The 22,303-nt window shown below is 68.9% G+C and carries 19 protein-coding genes and 1 riboswitch; of the genes, 9 read left to right on the forward strand and 10 right to left on the reverse strand.

The window, feature by feature from the left end; all coding sequences use genetic code 11:
• Nucleotides 1–4: 4 nt before the first annotated feature.
• The 3 genes from fadD21 to K883_RS15080 form a co-directional block, all read right to left on the reverse strand.
• Nucleotides 5–1,741, reverse strand: coding sequence for a fatty-acid--AMP ligase FAAL21/FadD21 (gene fadD21 / locus K883_RS15070; RefSeq protein WP_020821894.1), 1,737 nt, complete (start codon nucleotides 1,739–1,741; stop codon nucleotides 5–7).
• 94 nt (nucleotides 1,742–1,835) lie between these two features.
• A complete protein-coding gene (locus K883_RS15075; protein ID WP_020821895.1) occupies nucleotides 1,836–3,512 on the reverse strand; it encodes a PPE family protein in 1,677 nt (558 codons plus the stop codon).
• A 134-nt stretch (nucleotides 3,513–3,646) separates the two neighbouring features.
• Nucleotides 3,647–3,829: riboswitch (cobalamin riboswitch) on the reverse strand.
• A 10-nt stretch (nucleotides 3,830–3,839) separates the two neighbouring features.
• The gene (locus K883_RS15080; RefSeq protein ID WP_020821896.1) at nucleotides 3,840–5,480 is read right to left on the reverse strand and encodes a PucR family transcriptional regulator; all 1,641 of its coding nucleotides are present in this window, start codon (nucleotides 5,478–5,480) and stop codon (nucleotides 3,840–3,842) included.
• Between the two features lie 84 nt (nucleotides 5,481–5,564).
• Here K883_RS15080 and pruA point away from each other — a divergent pair, with 84 nt between their 5' ends.
• Nucleotides 5,565–7,196 (forward strand): L-glutamate gamma-semialdehyde dehydrogenase, encoded by a 1,632-nt coding sequence (gene pruA, locus K883_RS15085; RefSeq protein WP_020821897.1) that lies wholly within the window; start codon nucleotides 5,565–5,567, stop codon nucleotides 7,194–7,196.
• Complete coding sequence (locus K883_RS15090; protein WP_036454844.1) at nucleotides 7,196–8,155, forward strand: proline dehydrogenase family protein; 960 nt, start codon at nucleotides 7,196–7,198, stop codon at nucleotides 8,153–8,155. The genes pruA and K883_RS15090 overlap by 1 nt, the downstream gene beginning before the upstream one ends.
• Before the next feature lie 149 nt (nucleotides 8,156–8,304).
• On the opposite strand, the gene K883_RS15095 is transcribed toward K883_RS15090, so the two are convergent.
• The gene (locus tag K883_RS15095; protein WP_051197802.1) at nucleotides 8,305–8,886 is read right to left on the reverse strand and encodes a TetR/AcrR family transcriptional regulator; all 582 of its coding nucleotides are present in this window, start codon (nucleotides 8,884–8,886) and stop codon (nucleotides 8,305–8,307) included.
• 140 nt (nucleotides 8,887–9,026) lie between these two features.
• On the opposite strand from K883_RS15095, the gene K883_RS15100 reads away from it, so the two are divergent.
• Nucleotides 9,027–10,049 carry a zinc-dependent alcohol dehydrogenase gene (locus K883_RS15100; protein WP_020821901.1) on the forward strand — a complete coding sequence of 341 codons (1,023 nt, stop codon included), beginning with the start codon at nucleotides 9,027–9,029 and terminating at the stop codon, nucleotides 10,047–10,049.
• Between the two features lie 102 nt (nucleotides 10,050–10,151).
• On the opposite strand, the gene K883_RS15105 is transcribed toward K883_RS15100, so the two are convergent.
• Genes K883_RS15105 through K883_RS15125 form a run of 5 tightly spaced genes read right to left on the reverse strand, consistent with a single transcriptional unit; the run spans nucleotide 10,152 to nucleotide 13,367 of the window.
• Nucleotides 10,152–10,763 (reverse strand): TetR/AcrR family transcriptional regulator, encoded by a 612-nt coding sequence (locus K883_RS15105; protein WP_008254567.1) that lies wholly within the window; start codon nucleotides 10,761–10,763, stop codon nucleotides 10,152–10,154.
• 15 nt (nucleotides 10,764–10,778) lie between these two features.
• Nucleotides 10,779–11,960: a lipid-transfer protein gene (locus K883_RS15110; protein WP_036454846.1), complete on the reverse strand. Its 1,182-nt coding sequence runs from the start codon at nucleotides 11,958–11,960 to the stop codon at nucleotides 10,779–10,781.
• Entirely contained in the window at nucleotides 11,957–12,406 is a 450-nt protein-coding gene (locus K883_RS15115; protein ID WP_020821903.1) for a MaoC family dehydratase, read from the reverse strand. The genes K883_RS15110 and K883_RS15115 overlap by 4 nt, the downstream gene beginning before the upstream one ends.
• The gene (locus K883_RS15120) at nucleotides 12,403–12,822 is read right to left on the reverse strand and encodes a Zn-ribbon domain-containing OB-fold protein (RefSeq protein WP_020821904.1); all 420 of its coding nucleotides are present in this window, start codon (nucleotides 12,820–12,822) and stop codon (nucleotides 12,403–12,405) included. The genes K883_RS15115 and K883_RS15120 overlap by 4 nt, the downstream gene beginning before the upstream one ends.
• Complete coding sequence (locus tag K883_RS15125; protein ID WP_008254577.1) at nucleotides 12,822–13,367, reverse strand: FAS1-like dehydratase domain-containing protein; 546 nt, start codon at nucleotides 13,365–13,367, stop codon at nucleotides 12,822–12,824. The genes K883_RS15120 and K883_RS15125 overlap by 1 nt, the downstream gene beginning before the upstream one ends.
• Nucleotides 13,368–13,565: 198 nt before the next feature.
• Between K883_RS15125 and K883_RS15130 the strand changes: the two genes are divergently transcribed.
• From K883_RS15130 to K883_RS15145, 4 genes are all read left to right on the forward strand, one after another.
• Nucleotides 13,566–15,026, forward strand: coding sequence for an aldehyde dehydrogenase family protein (locus K883_RS15130; protein ID WP_020821905.1), 1,461 nt, complete (start codon nucleotides 13,566–13,568; stop codon nucleotides 15,024–15,026).
• 132 nt (nucleotides 15,027–15,158) lie between these two features.
• Nucleotides 15,159–16,067: an alpha/beta fold hydrolase gene (locus tag K883_RS15135; protein WP_020821906.1), complete on the forward strand. Its 909-nt coding sequence runs from the start codon at nucleotides 15,159–15,161 to the stop codon at nucleotides 16,065–16,067.
• 29 nt (nucleotides 16,068–16,096) lie between these two features.
• The gene (locus K883_RS15140) at nucleotides 16,097–17,512 is read left to right on the forward strand and encodes an acyl-CoA synthetase (protein WP_036454850.1); all 1,416 of its coding nucleotides are present in this window, start codon (nucleotides 16,097–16,099) and stop codon (nucleotides 17,510–17,512) included.
• 163 nt (nucleotides 17,513–17,675) lie between these two features.
• Nucleotides 17,676–18,941, forward strand: coding sequence for an MFS transporter (locus K883_RS15145; RefSeq protein ID WP_020821908.1), 1,266 nt, complete (start codon nucleotides 17,676–17,678; stop codon nucleotides 18,939–18,941).
• Here K883_RS15145 and dapD read toward each other — a convergent pair.
• The gene (gene dapD / locus K883_RS15150; protein WP_086427179.1) at nucleotides 18,938–19,891 is read right to left on the reverse strand and encodes a 2,3,4,5-tetrahydropyridine-2,6-dicarboxylate N-succinyltransferase; all 954 of its coding nucleotides are present in this window, start codon (nucleotides 19,889–19,891) and stop codon (nucleotides 18,938–18,940) included. The genes K883_RS15145 and dapD overlap by 4 nt on opposite strands.
• A 307-nt stretch (nucleotides 19,892–20,198) precedes the next feature.
• Here dapD and K883_RS15155 point away from each other — a divergent pair, with 307 nt between their 5' ends.
• Together K883_RS15155 and K883_RS15160 are read left to right on the forward strand one after the other, a co-directional pair.
• Nucleotides 20,199–21,011, forward strand: coding sequence for a PPE family protein, SVP subgroup (locus K883_RS15155; RefSeq protein WP_020821910.1), 813 nt, complete (start codon nucleotides 20,199–20,201; stop codon nucleotides 21,009–21,011).
• Nucleotides 21,012–21,048: 37 nt separating this feature from the next.
• Complete coding sequence (locus tag K883_RS15160) at nucleotides 21,049–22,209, forward strand: PPE family protein (RefSeq protein WP_036454853.1); 1,161 nt, start codon at nucleotides 21,049–21,051, stop codon at nucleotides 22,207–22,209.
• Nucleotides 22,210–22,303: the final 94 nt, after the last annotated feature.

The raw sequence follows: 22,303 nt of genomic DNA on the forward strand, positions 1-22,303 counted from the left end.
CCGGTCAGGCGTCCAGCCGGGTGAACTGTTGCCGTCGGTACCGCTCGACGCACGCGGCCCGCCGGATCTTGCCGCTCGTCGTGGTGGGAATCGATCCGGGCGCCACCAGCACCAGGTCGGCCACGTTGAGCCCGTGCGAGTCCGAAATCGCCGCGGTCACATCGTTCTTGAGGGCGTCGAGGCCGTGCTGCCCGTGCTCGCCGGACTCGCCGCGGTTCTTCAGTTCGATGATGGTCACCAATTTCTCGGTCTCGTCCACCGGCACCGCGATCGCCGCGACGCGGCCGCCGGTGATCGCCTGCACGGTCGACTCGATGTCCTCCGGATAGTGGTTGCGCCCGTAGACGATCAGCAAGTCCTTCATCCTGCCCACGATGAACAACTCGCCGTCGCAGAGAAAGCCGAGATCGCCGGTGCGCAGCCACGGGCCCTCGGGGGTGCCCGGCGACGGGTCGGCCAGGACGGCGCCGAAGGTGCGCCGCGTTTCCTCCGGCTTTTGCCAATAGCCGTCGGCCACGTTGTCGCCGTGGACCCAGATTTCGCCGACCGTTCCGTGCGGGCACTGCGTGCCGGTGTCGGGGTCCACGATTCGTACCGTCGGTGATTGTGGCACGCCGTAGCTCAGCAGCGGCGAGCCGGTCCGTGTAGAGGACGGCTGGGCGTTGCCCTGGGCCAGCTTCTCCGGGTCGAAGTGAACGACTTTCGGGGCGCCGGCCTGCGCGCGACTGGCCACGTAGACGGTCGCCTCCGCCAGGCCGTAGGAGGGTTGCATCATGTCTTCGCGAAAGTTGTACGGGGCGAACCGCTTACAGAACCGGTCGAGCGTTGCGGGATGAATCCGTTCGGCGCCGCTGACGATGCTGATGATGTTGCCCAGGTCGAGTCCGGCCAGGTCCGCGTCCGTCGACTTGCGCGCCGCCAGTTCGAAGGCGAAGTTCGGTGCGGCCGAGAAGACCGGAACGGCCTGGGCCATCGCCTGGATCCACCGTGCGGGCCGCTGCAGGAACGCGACCGGGCTCGTCAGCACACCGGGGTAACCGCCGAGGATCGGAGCGATGACGCCTTGCATCAGGCCCATGTCGTGGTAGAAGGGCAGCCACGACACGCACACGCTGTCGCGCGGGGCCACGCCGTTGAAATCCGGGAAGTAGGCGGCCATCAGCTGCTGGAAATTCACGTGCAGGTTCCGGTGCGAGACCATGACTCCGGCCGGAAGGCGGGTGGAGCCCGACGTGTACTGCAGGTACGCGATGCTCGGGGCGTCGCCGACGCGGATACCCGGCGGATTCGGATCGTCGAGGCTCAGGGAATCGATCTCGATGACGGCCGGGGTCGCACCGTGCGGCCGCTGCAGGTAATCGCCGACGGCCGCGGCCGCCGTCGAGGTGGTGAGAACGACGGCCGGCCCGGTGTCGGCCAGGACGGCACTGACCCGCTCATCGTGCGTGCCCGGCTGCGGAACCATCAACGGTACCGCGATCAGCCCGGCCTGCATCGCGCCGAGGAACGCCACGATGTACGGGAGGCCTTGGGGGGCAAGGATCACGGCCCGCTCCCCGCTGCTGGCATGCCGCGTGACCTCGTGCGCGGCGTTCAGGGTCCGCCGATACAGCTGCGCCCACGTCAGCGATTCGGTGACGCCCGCCCAGTCCTGCTCGTAATCGGTATAGCGAAAGGCTAAATCGTCGGGCTGCAGACCGGCGCGTTCCCGCAACAGGGAGACGACGGACGTATGTTGCATGCGGGCCAGGTTACCGCCTCGGCCCTTTCGCGTATGACGGTCTTGCGAGGCCCGGCGTGCGAGAAACCGTGGCGGGCCAAACAGACTATGCGCCTTAGGCTTTCGAACCCGTCGCGCCAGTGTCCCAGGTTCCCGGCATCATCGGCGTGCGGGGGCCGTCGTCGAACTCGTCGACGACGAGTGCGCTCAATCCCGCCGGTGCGGCGGCGGTCTTCGTGGGGACGGTTCCGGCGAACCCCATCGTCGGCGCGGGCAGGTCCGAGGCCGTCGTCGCCGGCTCGGGCTCGAGATCCATGTATTCGTAGCCCCGGCCGAGCTGGGAGACCTTGATCCGTTGCCGACGCTTCTTCGTCGCGTCTTCCTCCGGCAGGGCCACGGCTTCGGCCTCGGCGGCGTCGGCCGCCGCCGCCCTTCGGGCGCGGGCGCTGGTGCTCGCGGCCCGGCGCGCGTCCGCGGCCAGGCCACCGACCATGTAGCCCAGGCCTTGCATCGCGGCGACCGGCGGTCCCGCCGGTGTGGGCGGTGGGGCGCCGGGCGCGGGCGACGCGGGAGCCGCAGCGGGTGTGGAGGCCGGCGTGGGCGCGGGAGATGGCGCCGGGGTCGGCGTGGGCGGCGGGGTGGGTGCCAGTGCCACGGGGACGAGTGCCGGGGCCGGGATGATCGGCACGATCGGGATGGCGTGCAGCCCGGCCAGGCCCGTCAGGCCCGCCAAGCCTCCGACCAGGGTGGGGACGACCAGCGGAACCACGGCGACGGTCAGCAGCGGCACGATGAGCGGGATCAGCACGATCATCTGCTCGAGCAACGTCTTGATCAGCGCGATGGTGTCGGTGATGACCGTGCCGATCACTTCGATGGTGGTGAACAGGATGGTCCACGCGATCGTCGCGGGGTTGCCCGAGGCGAATGCCGCCGCCAGGTCCGCCGCGACGAAGCTGAACATCTGCCCGAGATAGGCGAAGTACGAACCGAAGTCCATCGGGTAGCCGAGGGCGAACGCGATGTTGAACGGGTTCAAAAAGCTCAACGGGTTGCCCAGTGAAGGCAGCCACGGGTCGAAACCGGAGAACATGGACTGGAAGAACGGGTTGTTCATCAGCTGGTCGATCAACGGCTGGATGAACCGGTCGTAGAAGTCGACGAACCCGGTCTTCTCCAGCCAGTCCATCCACTGGTCCTGCGTGTCGGGGGGATACGACGACGACTGCTCCGCCGTGGCGGCCAGTGCGGTGGCCTTCATGACCTCGGGAGCCGGCTCGGCCGGCGGCGCGGTGGCCACCGCGGCGGTCGCCACGCCCTCGTAGGTGCTCATCGCGGTGGCCGCCTGAACCCACATCCGCGCGTAGTCGGCTTCGTTCACCGCGATCGGAATCGTGTTGATGCCAAAGAAATTCGTCGCCGTCAAGACGGCGTGGGTGGCGTGATTGGCGGCCAGCTCGGGCATCGTCGGCATGGCCGCGAGGGCCACGGTGTAGGCGGTGGCGGCGAGGTCCTGCTGGGCGGCCATGGTCGCGCTGTCGGCGCTGGCCTGCGCCAGCCAGGCGAGATACGGCGCGTGCGCGGCCGCGTACTCCGCGGCGCTCGGACCGTCCCAGCTGCCGGCCTGCACGGCGTCCAGTAGCGCGGCGAGCTCCTCGGCGGTTTCGGCATATTCCACGCTCAGTGAGCTCCAGGTCGCCGCGGACGCCAGCAGCGGGCCCGGCCCCGGTCCGCTGCTGAGCAGCGTCGAATGCACCTCGGGAGGGGAGGCCATCCAGATCGGGGCGGTCATCGCTCGCCGCCGCGCGGATCGGTGTGACGGGAGTGGGCGCGGCGGCACCGCGCCGCTGTGACGGCGGCATTGACGGCCACCCATGCCGGACGAAACATGGACGTTGACAGCTCTCTCGGGGTACACCCGCCCCGGGTCGCAGGACGCGATGACGCGAGTGTCCTGGCTCTCGGATCGCTGCTCGCCTCGCCTTCCAGCTTTTCAGCCGTGGCCGTTGAGGTTCGCTCCCCGATGACAGTGGCGGGACCGCGCCGGATTCGCACCGGCTTCCTGCGTCGTCATCACCTTACGGGGTGACATTCTTGCATCCCGTCCGAGCAAATGTCGTCAAATCGTCCCAAGGCGGTCGGCGCGGACCGGCGTGCCCGTGTGTCGGCGCCGTTCCAGGATCCGTAGTCCCAGCGAGAACAGCAGCCGGACCTCTGGGTCGGCCAGCGAGGTCGACAGCAGCTTCTCGATTCGCCGCACGCGGTAGCGAATCGTATTCGGATGCACCCGCAATGCCTGTGCGGCCGCGGCGATGTCGCCGAAGGCGTCCAGGTAGGTCCGCAGCGTGTCCGCGAGCACCGGATCGTCTTCGCCCAGCTGCACGATCCGCGGATCGATCAGGCGCTCGTCGCTGCCGACCAGGGTCACGATCTCGTCGACCAGGACGGTGGTGCGCGCTTCGGCCAGCGAAGTCACCTGCCCGAACGAAATGGGATGGCGCTCAGCGCTGTCCAGCACGCGGTCCACCTCGACGCGCGCCGCGGCGGCCCCGGCCAGGCCCGCGACCGGAGCCGCGATGGCCGCCCGCAGCTGCACCCCGAGCTCGGCGCGCATGGCGCCGATGGTGCCCCGCACCCAGGAGGTCACCGACCGGTGCTGCGTCTGGGTCCGGGCCTGGGGAAGCAGCACGTACGTTCGTGAACCGTTCGAGGCCACCTGGGCGTCGCGGCGGAAAGCGCTGGCGCTCAGCGCAATTATGTCGGCGAGCCGGGCATGACCGGCCGAAGCGTCGGCGGCGTCCCACCCGATCAGGGCAGCGATGGTGTCGGCGGCCAGTCCGAGTTCGCCGGCGATGACCGCGGCGTCGACGGGTTCGTCGGCCAGGCCCAGCAATTGCTGGACCCGCCGGGCGTGGGTGGAGGGCCGGGCCGCCAGCCGCCACATGATGCGGGCGGCCAGCACGGCGGCGCCGCGCAACATCTCCTCGGCGTCGTCGGCCAGCGGTTGTGAGCCCTGCTGCACCCAGATGGTTCCGGCGAATTCGCGCGGGCGCCGCGCGTCGGTCGCGGGCTGGTGGATCCCGATGGCCAGCCGCGGGCGCAGGCCCAGCTCGGGCCGCTCGTCGACGCGCACCACCTCGGTGCCCGATCGCAGGGCATCGAAGATGCCCCATTGGCCGATCCACGCCAGATGTTCGGGCGGGCCGGCCCTGCCCAGGATGGAAAGGCGCCGCAACTCGTCGGCTTCGTCGTTGGACGCCGAGTAGGCCAAGACATGGGATTGCGCGTCCTCGATGCTGACCATGCCGTGGATGCGGTCGGCGAGCGACTGCGCCAGCCCGAACAAGTCGGTGCCCGAGTCGTCCATCGCGTCGGCGCGGTCGCCGTGATGCTCGAGGACGTGATTGACCAATCGGTAGAGGCGTTCCCACCGGGCGCGCGGGTCGACGGCCACCACCGCCGAGCCCGCCGCGACGGCCGTGCTCACCAGCGCGGGGGAGGGCTCTTTGACGAAGATGGCCACCGGCACGCGCTCGCGCGCCTGCCTGCCCATCCATCGCATCGCCTCGTCGTCGGCGACCCCCAACAGGAAGAAGACGTCGGCGGCGCCCGCCGCGGCCGCGAGACCCAGGCGCACGTCGTCGGAGTCGATCAGCGCGGCCGAACCCACCGGCAGGTCCAGGCCCCGGGGGGCGTCGGCGAGGCTGACCAGGGTCGCGTCCAGCGCGAGCAACAGCTGACCCAGCCCCACACCGGCCATGTTGTCCGATTTTACTATGAATCCCGCCGTGTATTGTCCGATCAGCTAACTCCATGGGCGGTCGCCCGCGAGGATCCTGGCGTCATGGACGCCGTCACTCAGGTTCCGATGCCGGCCAACGAGCCGGTCCACGACTACGCGCCGCATTCCCCGGAACGCACCCGGCTGCGCGCCGAACTGGCCGCGCTGGCCGAGCATCCGATCGACCTGCCGCACGTCATCGGCGGCGATCACCGGATGGGCGAGGGTGAGCGCATCGATGTCGTCCAGCCGCACCGGCACGCCGCGAAGCTGGGCACCCTGACCAACGCCGTGCACGCCGACGCGACGGCGGCGATCGACGCCGCGATGGCCGCCAAAAGCGGCTGGGCGGCAATGCCGTTCGACGAGCGGGCGGCGGTGTTCCTGCGCGCCGCCGACCTGCTGGCCGGACCGTGGCGGGAGAAAATCGCCGCCGCGACGATGCTCGGCCAATCCAAGTCCGCCTATCAGGCCGAGATCGACTCGCCGTGCGAGCAGATCGACTTCTGGCGCTTCAACGTGGCGTTCGCGCAACAGATTCTGGCGCAGCAACCGATCAGCGGGCCAGGGGAGTGGAACCGCAGCGAGTACCGCCCGCTCGACGGCTTCGTCTACGCGATCACGCCGTTCAACTTCACCTCCATCGCCGGCAACCTGCCGACCGCCCCGGCGCTGATGGGTAACACCGTGATCTGGAAGCCCTCGATCACCCAGACGTTGTCGGCCTATCTGACCATGCAGCTGCTCGAGGCCGCCGGCCTGCCGCCCGGGGTGATCAATCTGGTGGCCGGCGACGGCTTCGCGGTTTCCGATGTGGCGCTGGCCGATCGGCGGCTGGCCGGCATTCACTTCACCGGGTCGACGGCCACCTTCCAGCGGCTGTGGTATCAGGTCGGCACGAATATCGGTCACTACCACAGCTATCCGCGCCTGGTCGGCGAGACCGGCGGCAAGGACTTCGTGGTCGCGCACGCGTCCGCGCGCCCGGATGTGTTGTGCACGGCCCTGATTCGCGGGGCCTTCGACTACCAGGGGCAGAAGTGCTCGGCGGCATCGCGGGCCTTCATCCCGCAATCGGTGTGGCGCCGCATGGGTGACGATTTTTTGGGGGAGACGGCCGCGCTGCGCTACGGCGACGTCACCGATCTCGCCAACTTCGGCGGCGCGCTGATCGACCGGCGCGCCTTCATCAAGAACGTCGACGCCATCGAGCGGGCGAAGGGCGCGCCACACGTGACCATCGCCGTCGGAGGCGAATATGACGACCGCGAAGGCTATTTCGTACGCCCCACCGTCCTGCTGTCCGATGATCCGACCGATGAGTCGTTTTCGACCGAATACTTCGGGCCGCTCCTGTCGGTGCACGTGTATCCCGACGACGATTACGACAGGATCCTCGATGGCGTCGACCGCGGTTCCCGGTACGCGCTGACCGGCGCGGTGATCGCCGACGACCGGGACGCCGTGCTGACGGCCCAGCACCGGCTGCGGTTTGCCGCCGGCAACTTCTACATCAACGACAAGCCGACGGGCGCGGTCGTGGGGCGCCAGCCGTTCGGGGGCTCGCGCGGCTCGGGCACCAACGACAAGGCCGGATCGATGCTGAACCTGTTGCGCTGGACGTCGGCCCGCACCATCAAGGAGACGTTCGTCCCCGCAACCCGGCACACCTACCCGCACATGGGCGCCGAGTGATGCCCGGAGTCTTCGCGAGCACCCTGCGCCCGGCGATCCTGGCGGCCGCACGAGGCGACGTGGTGCGCCGCGCCGCCCAGCGGTTGCCGGTCACACGTCGCGTGGTGCGCCGCTTCGTCCCGGGGGAGACGATCGGATCCGCGCTGAATGGCGTTGCGGCGCTGCACTCGTCGGGCCGGCTCGTCAGCGTCGACTATCTGGGCGAGGACGTTTTGAGCGCCGACGACGCCGACGCGGCGGTGCAGGTCTACCTGGAGCTGATCGACGGTCTGGGCGACCTCGATGCCGGGGGCGACGTGGTGCGGCCGCTGGAGGTCTCGATCAAGTTGTCCGCGCTGGGACAGACGCTGGGGCGCGACGGGCACAAGATCGCGCGGGAGAACGCGTGGTCGATCTGCGACGCGGCCCGGCGCGCGGGCGTGTGGGTGACGGTGGACGCGGAGAACCACACCACCACCGAGTCGACGCTGTCCATCGTGCGCGATCTGCGGGCCGAGTTCCCTTGGCTGGGCGTGGCTTTGCAGGCGTATCTACGGCGCACGCCGGGCGACTGCGAGGAGTTCGCGGCGTCGGGGGCCCGGGTCCGGCTGTGCAAGGGCGCCTACGACGAGCCCGCGTCGGTGGCGTACCGGGGGCGCGCCGAGGTGACGGAGGCGTACCTGGCCTGCCTGCGGGTGCTGATGACCGGGACTGGCTACCCGATGGTGGCCTCCCACGACCCGGCTGTGATCAACGCGGCCGGCGCCATCGCCCGCGAATCGGGCCGTGGCGCCGGTGAATTCGAATACCAGATGCTATACGGCATCCGCGACGACGAGCAGCGCCGCCTCACCGGGGCCGGTAACCACGTGCGCGTGTATCTGCCGTTCGGCACGCAGTGGTACGGGTACTTCATGCGGCGACTGGCCGAGCGTCCCGCCAACCTGACGTTCTTCTTGCGGGCTTTGGTCGGGCGCTGAGCGGGTCGCGTTGAGTGTGCGCTCACGGCTTTGAGTGTGAGCGTACGGCGGCGACACGCCGACGATCCCCGCCCACGATTCACACGCAAAGCCCACGATTCACACGCAACGCCGACAATTCACGCGCACAGCCGTCGTTCCGCTTGGGACTAAGTTTTCGCGCTCCCGCGCCTCTGCGTCCGCTCCGGCTTTATCACGTCGGCGACGATCCCGACGAGTGTGTCAGCGACCTGGTCGAGGGCGTCGGCACTGCGTTGCGCCCGGCAGATCGCGACCGTACCCTCCACCGCGGCTACGGCGAGTACCGCGACGCGCTGGGCCTCGCGGGCGCTGACACCGTGCTCTCGAAGGGAACTCGCCAGCAATTCGGTCCAATTGCTGAACGCTGCGGCGGCAGCCTCTCGTGGCGCGGTCTGCTCGGGCGGAAGCTCCTCGACCGCCACGGCGAGTACGGGACATCCGGCTTGGAAGTGACTGTCCACCACTATTTTCCGCCACATGTTCAGAAACCCGCGTAAGCCTTGCACCGGTCCGGTTTGCAACTCATGCGCAAGGACCCTGCCGGTGAGGTCGTCGGCGAATCGCACGGCCTCAGTGGCCAGGTCGTACTTGCCGCCCGGGAAGTAGTGATAGGTCGAACCCAGTGGCGCGCCGGTGTGTTTGGCCAACTCCCGCACACTCGTCGCATTGAGGCCGCGACGGCTGATCATGTCGGCCGCGCCGGCCACCATGTGGTTTCGCGAACCCGACTGTTCCTCGCGCGCCACCCGAACCTCCCTTGCTATGACGACCGTTATAGCATACCGTTCCGGTTATAACGGGCGTTATAGACCGTCGCGATGTCGACGATCCCTTCGCAGAGGAGAAGCCAATGAAGAGCTTGTTGTTCGTCGCCCCCGGGCAGCTGCGGTTCGACGAAGTCGACGAACCTACGCTCGTCAAGACCACCGATGCGCTCGTCCGGCCGCTGGCCGCCACCACGTGCGACCTCGACCATCACGTCATTGCCGACAAGACTCCGTTCTCCGGCCTGGGACCCTTCCCGCTCGGCCACGAGTGCGTGGGCACCGTCGTCGACGTCGGCGCGGACTGTCACGAGATCTCCGTCGGCGACATCGTGGGCGTCGCATGGCACATCGCCTGCGGAACTTGCCGACAATGCCGGCTTGGTCATCCCGCCCGCTGTGAGCACCACGGCGAAGCGCAATACGGGCTACCCACGAACGGAGCGTGGGGCGGCACCTTTGACGAGTTGATCCGGGTCCCCTACGCCGATTACAACCTGGCGCTCTTGCCCGCGGGGGTCGATCCCGTCCACTTGGCCTCCATCGGCGACAACCTGGCGCTGGGCTGGGAGACCGTCATGCCGACCGTTGCCGGGATCAGCGAGCCGAAGGTAGCGGTCTTCGGCGGCACCGGATCGATCGGGCTTTACTGTGCCGACGTCGCGGTCCATTGCGCCCGCGCGCACACTGTCTACTACGACGACGACCCCACTCGCATGGCCGTCGCCGAGAGGCTCGGAGCAGAAGTGCGTGACGTCAACGACAAGCGCGACAGGGATTTTCATCTGGCCGTCGACGCGAGCGCCGATCCGCAACGCCTGCGCAAGGCGCTCGCCTCGGTCATGCCGGAGGGCTATGTAAACAGTGTCGGCATCTACTTCCACGACGTGCCGCTACCGATGTTGCAGCTCTACTTGCGCGGCGTGCACTTTCACAATGGCAAAGGCCACGCCCGCCCCAACATGACGCCCACCCTCGAAGCCGTCGCCGACGGCGCCCTGCACCCCGAACTCATCACGAGCGGAATCTACGAATGGGCGGAGATTCCCGACGTTCTCACCTCGCCCGAGGCCGGGCACAAACCGATTTTTGTCCTACCCGGTGATTGAGTGTGCGCTCACGGCTTTGAGTGTGAGCGTACGGCGGCGACACGCCGACGATCCCCGCCGAGGATCCACACGCAAAGCCGACGATTCACACGCAAAGCCCCGTCACTGAGCGCGGCGGGGCCGCGGCCGGTCGCTGGCGAAGCCGCGCACCACGTGGGCGCGCACGAACTCCGCGGCCACGTCGGGATCGTCCATGTCCAGGGTCGACGACGGAGTGCTGAAGAGCGAGAACAGGATCCGTGCGAACCACTCGCCGGCCGCCTCGACGTCGAGATCCTTGCGCACCTCGCCCGTGAGCCTGGCGGCCGACAGGTACGGGGCGAAGAACTCGACGCATTCGCGCAGCAGCACGCGGGCGTCCTTGGTCAGCAACAGGCTGATCGCATCCTCGTCAAAATACTTCTCGGAGGCAATGGTCCGCCGCGCCTGGGTGACGAATACCGCTGCGCGACTGAGCTTGTCCTCCAGCGTGCTGCCCCGGCTCATCGCCTTGGTCATCTCGCGGTAGAACTGCTGCGACGCGTGCTCGGCGCACGCCTCGACAATCGCGGCCTTGTCACTGAAGTATTCATAGATGGTGCTGCGAGATACCCTCGCTTGCTTGGCGATGTCGACGATCGTCGCCTTGTCCAATCCCTGCTTGCCGAAACAGGTGAACGCCGATTCGACGATGAGCTCGCGGGTGTCTGCGGCCTGGGCCGGTTGAGTCGTCACAAGACCAACGCCCCCTCAACCCGCCGGCGCGAGGATGAGCCCACTGGTGGGCACGCCGGTTCCGGAGGTGACCAGAACGTGCTCGACATTGTCGACCTGGTTGTGCGAGGTGCCGCGGACCTGGCGCACCCCCTCGGTGATGCCGTTCATCCCGTGGATGTACGCCTCACCCAACAGGCCGCCGTTGGTGTTGATCGGAAGATCGCCGCCCAACGACAGCCGCTCGACGGTGGCGAAGTCCTTGGCCTCGCCGCGCCCGCAGAAGCCCAGTTCCTCGAGCTGGGTGAACACGAACGGCGTGAAATGGTCGTAGATGAAGGCGGTTTGGATGTCTTGCGGCTTGAGACCCGAATCGCGCCACAGCTGGCGGGCCACCACCCCCATCTCGGGCAGACCGGTGATGTCGTCGCGGTAGTAGCTCGTCATCATCTCGCCGTTGTAGGCCGCGCCCTGCGCGGCCGCGGTGATGACCGCCGGGGGCTGCCGCAGGTCGCGGGCGCGTTCGGCGCTGGTGACGACGAGCGCGACACCGCCGTCGCTCTCCTGGCAGCAGTCCAGCAACCGCAGCACAGGTTCGACGATCCAGCGCGAATTCTGATGATCTTCCAACGTGATCGGACGCTCGTAGAACCAGGCGTCGGGGTTTGTCGCCGCATGCTTTCGGTCGACGACGGCGATCCGGCCGAAGTCGGAGTTGGTGACGCCGTACGTCGACATGTACCGCTGGGCGTGCATCGCGACCCAGGCCGCGGGAGTGAGCAGCCCGAACGGCGCGTAATGCGCCATGAACAACGGGGTTTCGGCCATGCTGCGCCCACTGCCGCCGAACCGGAACCCGGAACGTTCGTTGAAGGCACGCCAGCACACCACCACATCGGCCACGCCCGTGGCGACCGCCATCGCCGCGTGCACCACGGTGCCGGCGGCGGCGCCCCCGCCGTGGTGCACGCGGGAGAAGAAGCTCAGATCGCCGATGCCCACGTTGCGGGCGATGTCGATCTCGTCGCTGGAATCCATGGTGAACGTGACCATGCCGTCGACGTCACCGGGCGTCAGGCCGGCGTCATCCAGTGCGGCGCTGACCGCCTCGCACGCCAATTGCAGTTCGCTGCGCCCGGATTCCTTAGAGAACTCCGTCTGACCGATCCCCACGATGGCGCAGCTTCCCGGAAGGCTGCCCGGACGCGTCCGGCTCATGCGCCCGGCCCGTCGAGCAGGCTGAGCACCGCGGTGCCGGAGACGTGGTCGCCCAGGCTGTTGGCCCCCGCGAAGGTCACCTCGACGAAGTTCTCGCCCCCCGAGCCTTCACGCTTTCCGGTGACGCTGCCGGTGAACCGTAGCGGATCGTCCGGAAAGCACGGCACGCCCAGGCGAATCGACAGGTTCTTGACCATCGCCTCGGGCCCCGCCCAATCGGTGAGGAAGCGTACGCAATAGCCGTTGGTGGTCAGGATGTTCATGAACAAGTTCGGCGAACCCTGCTGCTTGGCGTAGTCACGGTCGTGATGCACGGGCATGAAGTCACGGGTGGCGATCGCGCCGGCAACGATCATCGTGGTGGTGATCGGGATTTCCAGGGGCGTGACCTCGTCACCGACCGAAATGTCCCGCCACTGCAAAGTGCGGTTCGCGGTGGTCGTCATGCCTGTACCTCCGAATCGATTGCGCGGGGCCGGAATTGATGCAACACGAGGCCGTCGTCGAACGTCTGGTAGTAGACTTCCACCGCCAAACCGGTTGTCACGTCGGACGGATCGATGCCGGTCAGGTTGGACACCAGCCGCACCCCTTCCTCGAGTTCCACCAGCGCGACGACGTAGGGATAGTCGAAGAACGGGAACTTGGGTTCGTGTGGCATCGCGTAGCTGTACACCGTGCCGAGGCCGCAGGCCTCGATCGTGTCCCACTCGAGAGAACGGCAGTGCGGGCACATTGGCCGGGGCGGGTGCCGGAGCTGCCCGCAGCCACCGCATCGCTGAATCAGGAGTTTGTTCTCCCGCAATCCATTCCAGAAGAATTCGGTGTCGCCGGTGATCGCAGGCGCCAGACGGGCCGGCATCAGTTCGCCGGCCTGAATCGCAGCACCCGGAATCGCTGCCGCCCCAACACTTCGCCGTTCTGGTCGGTGTAGGTGGTCAGCCACGTCAGAAAGAAACCGGTGCCCAGCGCCGTCTTCTTCTCGTCGGAGACCGATTCGTAGACCGTCGTCGCGCTGATCACATCGCCCAGCCGAGGGTAACGCTCGATCTCGAACTCCGAATTGGTCGCCACCGTGCTGGTGTAGCCGGCCTCGTCGAGGAATTCCGTTGGGTTGCTTTTGATCTCGATCGGCGCCCCGCCCCGCTCGCCGATTCCCTCCAGTATCGGCGATGGCATCGTCCACGTCTGCAGCATCACCGGTGGCGACACGATGCCGCCGAACCGGGACGAGGCCGCGAACTCCGGGTCGAGGTACACCGGGTTCATGTCGGCCATCGCGTACGCCCAGTGCCGGATCATCGGCTGGTTCACCGGGTCCGGCGCCACCGACGGCTTCCCGGTGCCGCCGGTCGGCTGCCCGACGAGGGCCCGCACCCTGGCGCTGACGGATTCTGGGTCGGTCACGTAGCAAGCCCCTCTCGCAGAACACCTTGATCCGACAGATTGATGCGATCTGTCTCGCGAGTCGTGTGTACTCTGCGCCGTCGCATGGTGTCAATACAACAGCAAAGGGCGCGAGGAGCTCCGGAATTCATGCAAATGACGATTGACGGCGGCCGTTGGGACGGGTACACCAAGTGATCAGATGACCGGAGGAAGCACATGGCCGATTCGCCCGCCCTTGTTCAGTCCTATCCGCTCTACATCGATGGCGACTGGGTCGAGCCGCAGGACGGCCGCTATGACGACATCTCTCCGTCCACCGAGGACGTGATCGCCACCGCGCCCGACGCCAGCGTCGCCCAGGTCGGTGAGGCGATCGCCGCCGCGCGCCGCGCGTTCGACAGCGGACCCTGGCGCACCATGAGCGCCGAGGAGCGCGCCGGGTGCCTCAACCAGTTGGGCGAGGCGCTGAGCAAACAGGCCGACGACTTCTTCGCGCTGTCCCAGGTGGAGTGGGGCTGCGTTGCGAACGAACGCATCATGCAGATCGACGGTGCCGGCTTCATGTCGATGCACGCCGCCCAGCTGGCCACCCAGTTGAAGGACGAAGAGGTCACCGGGATGGGCGCCGGCACCACGTTGCTGCGCCATGAACCCCTGGGTGTCGTGTCGGTGCTGACCCCGTGGAACTTCCCGCACTGCCTCAACGTGATGAAGCTGAATCATGCTCTGGCCGCAGGCAATACCGTCGTGCTCAAGCCCTCGCCGCTGACCCCGCTGGCCGGGCTGGCGCTCGCGCGGATCATCGACGAACACACCGACATCCCGCCGGGCGTGGTCAACGTCGTCACCCCCTCCGGGGTCGAGGCGGCCAGGTTGCTGACCAGCGATCCGCGGATCGACATGGTGAGCTTCACCGGCAGCTCGGTGGTCGGCCGCCAGGTCATGTCCGCCGCCGGCGACACGATGAAGCGGATCCTGCTCGAGCTCGGCGGCAAGTCCGCGAGCATCGTCCTGGACGACGCGCAGGTCACCGACGAGATGCTGCAGCAGATGCTGTTCGACTGCTGCTCGCTGCACGCCGGGCAGGCCTGCATCCTGCACAGTCGGCTGCTGCTGCCCGATTCGCTGCACGACGACGTCGTCGACCGGCTCGCCGCGCTGGCGCGTGAGGTCAAGGTGGGCGATCCCGCCGATCCCGACGTGCAGATGGGCCCCCTGATCAGCGCGGCGCAGCGGGACCGGGTCGAGGCCCACGTCGCCGGTGCGCTCGACGACGGGGCGAAGCTGGTGACCGGCGGCGGCCGTCCGGCCGGCTTGGACGTCGGGTTCTACTTCGAACCGACGATTCTGTCCGACGTCGAGCCGAATTCGACCATCGCGCAAGAGGAAGTGTTCGGTCCGGTGTTGACCGTGCTGCGCTACCGCGACGACGACGACGCCGTCGCCATCGCGAACAATTCGCAATACGGCCTCTCCGGGGCGGTATGGGGCGGCGACGTCGACCGCGCCGTCGGCGTCGCACGCCGCATCCGTACCGGACAGATCGCGGTCAACGGCTGCGGCCCGGGCGGCGCGCCATTCGGCGGCTTCAAACTCAGCGGGCTGGGCCGCGAGGGCGGCGGAATCGGCGGGCTACACCAGTACATGGAGCCGATGGCCATCGGCGTCCCCGCGTGACGGGCTCCGCTCCACGAAATGCCCTGCGCCAGAGGCAAATCCGACGCCGACATGGCGCCTTAGCGCTGAGCCCGTCGGGCGCCGGCCCGGTCCACCTTTGGTAAACCGTGCGTCCCATGCCAAGCTGCTGACATGGCCATCGAGATCGCCCGCCCCAAACTCGAAGGAAACGTCGCCGTCGGCGAAGACCGCCAGATCGGCTTCGCCGAATTCGGTGATCCGCAGGGCCGCGCGGTCTTCTGGCTGCACGGCACCCCCGGCGCGCGCCGCCAGATCCCCACCGAGGCCCGCCTGTACGCCGAGAACCACAAGATCCGGCTGATCGGCCTGGACCGCCCCGGGATCGGCTCGTCGACACCACATCGGTACGAGAACATTCGCGCGTTCGCCGAGGACCTGCGGACCATCGCGGACACGCTCGGCATCGACAAGATGGCCGTCATCGGCCTGTCCGGCGGCGGCCCGTACGCGCTCGCCTCGGGCGCGGTGCTGTCCGAGCGCGTCGTCGCGGCCGGCATCCTCGGCGGCGTCGCGCCCTTCCTCGGCGACGAGGGGATCACCAGCGGCCTGATGAATTTGGGCAAGCGGGTGGCGCCCCTGCTGCGGCTGGGCGGTGACCCGCTGAGGATCGGTGCGAGCCTGGTGGTCCGGGCGATCCGCCCGGTCGCGAACCCCGCGCTGTATTTGTATGCCGCGATATCGCCCGAGGGCGACCGGCGCCTGCTGACCCGGCCCGAGTTCGGGGCCATGTTCCTCGACGACCTGCTCAACGGCAGCCGCAAGCAGCTGGCGGCCCCGTTCAACGACATCATCCTGTTCACCCGGGACTGGGGATTTCGGCTCGACGAGGTCAAGGTCCCGGTGCGCTGGTGGCACGGCGACAGCGACCACATCGTGCCGTTCGCCCATGGCGAGCACGTCGTGGCCAGGCTGCCCGACTGCGAGCTGATCGTGCTCCCGGGCGAAAGCCACCTCGGCGGGCTGGGGCGCGGCGAGGAGATCCTGTCCACCCTGATGAAGATCTGGGACGAGCGGGGCTGACCTCGCCCGGCGCTGGGTAGCCTGCTGACGTGCTGCTGGCGTCCCTTGATCCCTCGGTCCTGACCGCCACCGATGTCGCCGACGCGGTGCGCATCGACGGGACCGTGCTCAGCCGCAGCGACCTCGCCGGAGCCGCGACGTCGGTGGCCGAACGGGTGGGCGGCGCGGGCCGCGTCGCCATCCTGGCCGCCCCGACCGCCGCGACGGTGCTGGCCGTCACCGGCTGCCTGATCGCGGGTGTGCCCTTCGTCCCGGTGCCCGCCGACGTCGGCGCCGCCGAGCGCCGCCACATGCTCACGGACTCGGGAGCCCAAGCCTGGCTCGGGGCGGCGCCCGACGAGACCGGGGGACTGCCGCACATCCCGGTGCGGCTGCACGCCCGCTCCTGGCACCGCTATCCCGAGCCCTCGCCGGACGCCACCGCGATGATCATCTACACCTCGGGCACCACCGGGTTGCCCAAAGGGGTGGTGCTGAGCCGGCGCGCGATCGCTGCCGACCTCGACGCGCTGGCGCAAGCCTGGCAATGGACGGCCGACGACGTCCTGGTGCACGGCTTGCCGCTCTTTCACGTGCACGGCCTGGTGCTGGGACTGCTCGGCTCGTTGCGGATCGGGAATCGCTTCATCCACACCGGGAAACCGACGCCGGAGGGCTACGCCCAGGCCCGCACCGACTTCGGCGGCACGCTGTTTTTCGGCGTGCCCACCGTGTGGTCGCGGGTCGGGGCCGACGAGGCGGCCGCCCGCGCGCTGGGCCCGGCGCGGCTGCTGGTCTCCGGAAGCGCACCGCTGCCGGTTCCGGTGTTCGACCGGTTGGCCGCCCGCACCGGACACCAGCCCGTCGAACGCTACGGCGCCTCGGAATCGCTGATCACCATTTCGACGCGGGCCGACGGCGAGCGGCGCCCAGGGTGGGTCGGCCTGCCGCTGGCCGGGGTGCAGACCCGGGTGCTCGACGACGACGGCGCCGCGGTGCCGCACGACGGCGAAACCGTCGGAAAGCTCCACGTTCGCGGTCCGATGATGTTCGACGGCTACCTGAACCGGCCGGACGCCACCGCCGAGGCGTTCGACGCCGACGGCTGGTACCGCACCGGTGACGTCGCCGTCATCGACGGCGGGGGGATGCACCGCATCGTGGGACGCGAGTCGGTCGACCTGATCAAGTCCGGCGGTTACCGCATCGGTGCGGGCGAGATCGAGACGGTGCTGCTCGGTCATCCGGGCGTGCAGGAGGCCGCGGTGGTCGGGATGCCCGACGCGGACCTGGGTCAGCGCATCGTCGCCTACATCGTCGGATCCGCCAACGGCGACGAACTGATCGACTATGTCGCGCAACAACTTTCGGTGCACAAGCGGCCACGCGAGGTGCGCGTCGTCGACGCACTGCCCCGCAACGCCATGGGCAAGGTCCTCAAAAAGGAGCTGCTGTCCGACGGCTGAGCGCCTTGCGCGCGAGCCTACCCACACCGCGAATTTCAGCGCGATTCTTCGCAGTCCCGTTACGCCCGCGGTCCGAGCGGCGGCAGGTACCGTCGTAACGGTGCAAGGACGGAACGTACCCCCCGCCGGCGCCGCCGCGACCGTCGTAACCGCGCCCACGCCGATGCGGCGGATCGCCGTCGCCTGCCTCGTGGGCTCGGCGATCGAGTTCTACGACTTCATGATCTACGGGACCGCCGCGGCACTGGTGTTCCCGATGGTGTTCTTCCCGCACCTCAGCCCCTCCGGAGCCACGATCGCCTCGATGGGGACGTTCGCGACGGCTTTTTTGTCCCGGCCCCTCGGCGCGGCCGTGTTCGGATACTTCGGGGATCGGCTGGGGCGCAAGAAGACCCTGGTCGCCACGCTGCTGATCATGGGCGTGTCAACGGTGTGCGTCGGCCTGGTCCCCAGCTCCGGGGTGATCGGTGCCGCCGCGCCGCTGATCTTGGTCGCGCTTCGGCTGCTGCAAGGGTTCGCCGTCGGCGGCGAATGGGCGGGGTCGGCGTTGCTGAGCGCCGAATACGCGCCGGCCGACCGGCGCGGCCGATACGGCGTGTTCACCTTGATGGGCGGCGGCATCGCGGCCGTGCTGAGCAGTGCGACCTTTCTCGCGGTCAACCTCACCATCGGCGAGGGCAGTGCGGCGTTCCTGCAGTGGGGATGGCGGGTGCCGTTTTTGCTCAGCGCGGTGTTGGTCGGGCTCGCGCTGTATGTGCGCCTGAACATCGAGGAGACCCCGGTGTTCGCGGAGGAGAAGGCGCGGCAGCTGATCCCCAAAACCCCGCTCGCGGAGCTGCTGCGCCTGCAACGCCGTGAGATCGCGCTGGCCGCGGGCAGCATCCTCGGCGCGTTGGGGTTCATCTACATGGCCCACACCTATCTGGCCATGTACGCGCACTCCCACCTGGGGTATTCGCGCAACTTCATCTGGTTCGTCGGCGCGCTGTGCGGGGTCGCGAGCATGGCGTTCATGGCGCTCTCGGCCACTCTGTGCGACCGGCTCGGGCGCCGTCGCATCATGCTGGTGGGGTGGAGCTGTTGCCTGCTGTGGTCGTTTCTGGTGATGCCGCTGCTGAACACCGGCAAACCCGCGGGGTACGCGGTGGCGATCGTCGGCATGTGCACGGCCGCGGCGATCGGCTCCGGCCCGACGGCGGCGTTCATCCCCGAACTGTTCGCCACCCGCTACCGCTACAGCGGAACGGCGCTGGCGCAAAACCTCGCCGGCATCGTCGGTAGCGCGTCGCCGCCGCTGATCGCCGGGACCCTGCAGGCGACATACGGCAGCTGGGCGATCGGATTCATGCTGGCCGCCCTCACAGCGGTCAGCCTGGCGTGCACCTATCTGCTGCCCGAAACCAACGGCACGGCGCTCGGCGTCGGTTAGTTGGCGTGCAGGTCCTCGTTGAGGGCGATGCCCTGGCCGCCGCGGGCCACCACCTCCACGGCCCCGCTCAGCGAATTGCGCCGGAACAACAGGTTATTGCCGCCGGAGAACTCCCGCGCCTTCATCTGTTTGCCCTCGGGTGTGATGACCTTGGTGCCCGCCGTGACATAGAGGCCGGCTTCCACGACGCAGTCGTCGCCCAGTGAGATGCCCAGGCCGGAGTTGGCGCCGAGGAGGCACCGCTTGCCGATCGAAATGACCTCGGTGCCACCGCCGGACAGCGTGCCCATGATCGAGGCGCCACCGCCGACATCGGAGCCGTCGCCCACCACCACGCCGGCCGAGATGCGGCCCTCCACCATCGACGCTCCCAGCGTGCCGGCGTTGTAGTTGACGAAGCCTTCGTGCATCACGGTCGTCCCCGGGGCCAGGTGGGCGCCGAGGCGCACCCGGTCGGCGTCGGCGATGCGCACCCCGGTCGGCAACACGTAGTCGACCATCCGCGGGAACTTGTCGACGCCGTAGACCGTCACCGGTCCGTGGCGGCGCAAGCGGGCCCGCACGGCCTCGAACCCCTCGACGGCGCAGGGCCCGCGATTAGTCCAGACCACATTCGTCAATACCCCGAACAAGCCGCCGGCGTTCAGTCCGTGCGGCGCCACCAGCCGGTGCGACAGCAGATGCAGCCGCAGGTAGGCGTCGTAGGCGTCGGCGGCCGCCTCGTCGAGCGAGCCGATCACCGTGCGCACGGCGACGGTCTCGGTGCCGCGGTCGTCGTCCCGGCCGATCAATGCGGTCAGTTCGGGGGGAACGTCGGACAGCGCGAGTCGCGACGTGGCACCCGTGCCCGATCCGGTCAGTTCCGGTGCGGGAAACCATGTGTCGAGGATCGATCCGTCGGCGGCCAGCGTTGCCAGCCCGATACCTGCAGCTCCAGTCACGGCGGTCAGGTTACTTCCTGGGTGGTTGCGTAGGTCCGTCCACCCTGCACGGCAACGCGGAACCGGACGCCGCGAAATACCCGGAGTGCACCGCCGCCTGTGAAACGCTGGCCCGCGCAACGTGATTCGGAGGCCCTCGCCGCGCGGCCGCTGCGCTGTGCGTGTCGAGGCCCACCGTCTTGCCAGGTCAACCGCGTGAACTCGGCCGTTTCGGGGTACCTCGGTCCCGGGGATCGGCTGGTCACGTCCTGAGCCTGGTGGGGAGCCACCGGCGCGGGTCCGCAAGGGGCCGGCTCGTTTAGAGAAGGAGAACACCATGTCCTTTGTCACCACACGGCCCGAGGCGCTGATGGCCGCGGCGAGCATGCTCGAAGCGCTCGGCTCCTCGATGGACGCCCAAAACGCCGCCGCCGCGGCGCCCACCACGAGCATCGCCCCGGCGGCGGCCGACGAAGTGTCCGCGCTGCAGGCCGCGCAGTTTTCCGCCTACGGCGCCTGGTATCAGCAGGTCAGCGCCCAGGCGAAGGCGATCCACCAGACGATGGTCAACAACCTGGACACCAGCGCCGGTTCCTATGGCGAGACCGAAACCGCGAATCGGGTGACGACCGCCGCCTCGTCGCTGTCGCCGTTTGCCGCCGGACCGACTGCGGCCGCCGACCCCCCGCCCCCGGGGAGCACCACCCTCGGGACCGGGATCGGATGGGGCCAGAACGTCGGTGCCGCCGCGTCGGACTTCATCACCCTGGGGGAGGGGCAATTCGCTCCCGTCGTCGGCGCCTCGGGGATTCCCAACTTCACTCCCGGGCTCACCTCAGCGTCAGCGCCCGCGCCGGCGGCCCCCGCCGCCGTGGGTGCCGCGCCGGTGCTGGCGAGCATGGGCCGCGGGCCCGCGATCGGCGCGTTGTCGGTACCGCCCAGCTGGGCGGCCGGCGGTGTCCCGTCGGTGAACCCCACCCCGACGCAATTGGTCGGCGCGGGCTTTACCAGCGCCGCGCCCCACGCCGCGCCGGTGACGACCGTGCCGGGCGGCCTGCCGTCGATGGCCACGAGCGGACGGGGCGGATATGGCCTCGGCGCGCCGCGCTACGGGGTCAAGCCGACCGTCATGCCCAAGCCAGCCATCTAGCACCCCACGAACCACAACCGAGAATAGGAGCGACGCAATGTCTTTCGACTTTGGAGCACTTCCCCCCGAGATCAACTCCCTCCGGATGTACACCGGGGCGGGGGCGGCGCCGATGATGGCCGCCGCGGCGGCCTTCAGCAGCCTCGCCGACGAATTGAGTACGACGGCCTCGGCCAGCCAGTCGGCGATCTCTAACCTGACCGGCGAGGAGTGGATCGGGCCCTCCTCGTCCGCAATGGCCACCGCGGTCGAGCCATACATCACGTGGATGCACACCACCGCCGCCCAGCTGCAACAGGCGGCCTCCCAGGCCATGGCGTCGGCCGCGGCCTACGAGGCGGCATTTGCGATGACGGTCCCGCCCCCGCTGATCGCGGCGAACAGGGCCCAACTCGCGGCCCTGATCGCGACGAACGTCTTGGGTCAGAACACCGCGGCCATCGCGGCCACCGAGGCGCAGTACGGCGAAATGTGGTCCCAGGATGCCGCCGCCATGTATGGCTACGCGGCGGCGTCGGCGGCCGCGGCCAAGTTGAGCCCCCTGACCTCGCCGGCGCCGACGAACAACCCGGGCGGGCTTGGGGCGCAGGCCGCGGCCGTCTCCCAGGCCGCGGCCACGGGCGCGCAGACGAGCGGCCTCCAGCAGACCGTCACCAACGCGCCCAACGCGGTTCGGGCACTGGCGGCCCCGCTGGCCGACCCGCCGTCGGCACTGAGCGGGCTGGACAGCTTCTTGGGCAACCCGGTGGTGAACAACGTCGGCAACGCCGGTTTCGACGTGGTGGCCTGGAACGTGTTCAACACCATGGTGTCCAACATCCTTTACAACCACACCCTCGACGTGGCGGCGGCCACCGGCACGGCCAGCGATGTGGGGGGTGCGATCGGCGGCGGCGTGTTGGTGGGCGCGGCGGCCCCGGCGAGCACCGCGGGCGTCGGCGCCGCGCCGGTGCTGGCGAGCATGGCGTCGGCCTCACCGGTCGGCGGCTTGTCGACACCCGCCGCGTGGTCCGCGGCCACGCCCGCGCCTGCCGCCGCGACGCCCGTGAGTTCGGGGTGGACCGCGCCGGTCGAAGAGCCGCGCACGACGTGGGCGACGGGCATGCCGGCGGTGGCCTCGGCCGGGCGCGGCGGCTACGGCATGGGCCCGCGTTACGGGGTCAAGCCGACGGTGATGCCCACGCGGTTGCTCGTGTAGCCGCCGCGCCCGGCTCCGCCGCGCTTGCGATCGCCACTGGGTCAGATGGTGGCGACCCGCCGCGCCCGGCTCCGCCGCGCTTGCGATCGCCACT

Source organism: Mycobacterium sp. TKK-01-0059 (assembly GCF_000709305.1).
Lineage (GTDB): Bacteria > Actinomycetota > Actinomycetes > Mycobacteriales > Mycobacteriaceae > Mycobacterium > Mycobacterium intracellulare.

Bases quoted from the DNA above. Each gene is read 5' to 3' on its own strand.
- fadD21 (WP_020821894.1), bottom strand. From the start codon at position 1,741: ATGCAACATACGTCCGTCGTCTCCCTGTTGCGGGAACGCGCCGGTCTG.
- K883_RS15075 (WP_020821895.1), bottom strand. From the start codon at position 3,512: ATGACCGCCCCGATCTGGATGGCCTCCCCTCCCGAGGTGCATTCGACG.
- K883_RS15080 (WP_020821896.1), bottom strand. From the start codon at position 5,480: ATGGCCGGTGTGGGGCTGGGTCAGCTGTTGCTCGCGCTGGACGCGACC.
- pruA (WP_020821897.1), top strand. From the start codon at position 5,565: ATGGACGCCGTCACTCAGGTTCCGATGCCGGCCAACGAGCCGGTCCAC.
- K883_RS15090 (WP_036454844.1), top strand. From the start codon at position 7,196: ATGCCCGGAGTCTTCGCGAGCACCCTGCGCCCGGCGATCCTGGCGGCC.
- K883_RS15095 (WP_051197802.1), bottom strand. From the start codon at position 8,886: ATGGTGGCCGGCGCGGCCGACATGATCAGCCGTCGCGGCCTCAATGCG.
- K883_RS15100 (WP_020821901.1), top strand. From the start codon at position 9,027: ATGAAGAGCTTGTTGTTCGTCGCCCCCGGGCAGCTGCGGTTCGACGAA.
- K883_RS15110 (WP_036454846.1), bottom strand. From the start codon at position 11,960: ATGAGCCGGACGCGTCCGGGCAGCCTTCCGGGAAGCTGCGCCATCGTG.
- K883_RS15115 (WP_020821903.1), bottom strand. From the start codon at position 12,406: ATGACGACCACCGCGAACCGCACTTTGCAGTGGCGGGACATTTCGGTC.
- K883_RS15120 (WP_020821904.1), bottom strand. From the start codon at position 12,822: ATGCCGGCCCGTCTGGCGCCTGCGATCACCGGCGACACCGAATTCTTC.
- K883_RS15130 (WP_020821905.1), top strand. From the start codon at position 13,566: ATGGCCGATTCGCCCGCCCTTGTTCAGTCCTATCCGCTCTACATCGAT.
- K883_RS15135 (WP_020821906.1), top strand. From the start codon at position 15,159: ATGGCCATCGAGATCGCCCGCCCCAAACTCGAAGGAAACGTCGCCGTC.
- K883_RS15145 (WP_020821908.1), top strand. From the start codon at position 17,676: ATGCGGCGGATCGCCGTCGCCTGCCTCGTGGGCTCGGCGATCGAGTTC.
- K883_RS15155 (WP_020821910.1), top strand. From the start codon at position 20,199: ATGTCCTTTGTCACCACACGGCCCGAGGCGCTGATGGCCGCGGCGAGC.
- K883_RS15160 (WP_036454853.1), top strand. From the start codon at position 21,049: ATGTCTTTCGACTTTGGAGCACTTCCCCCCGAGATCAACTCCCTCCGG.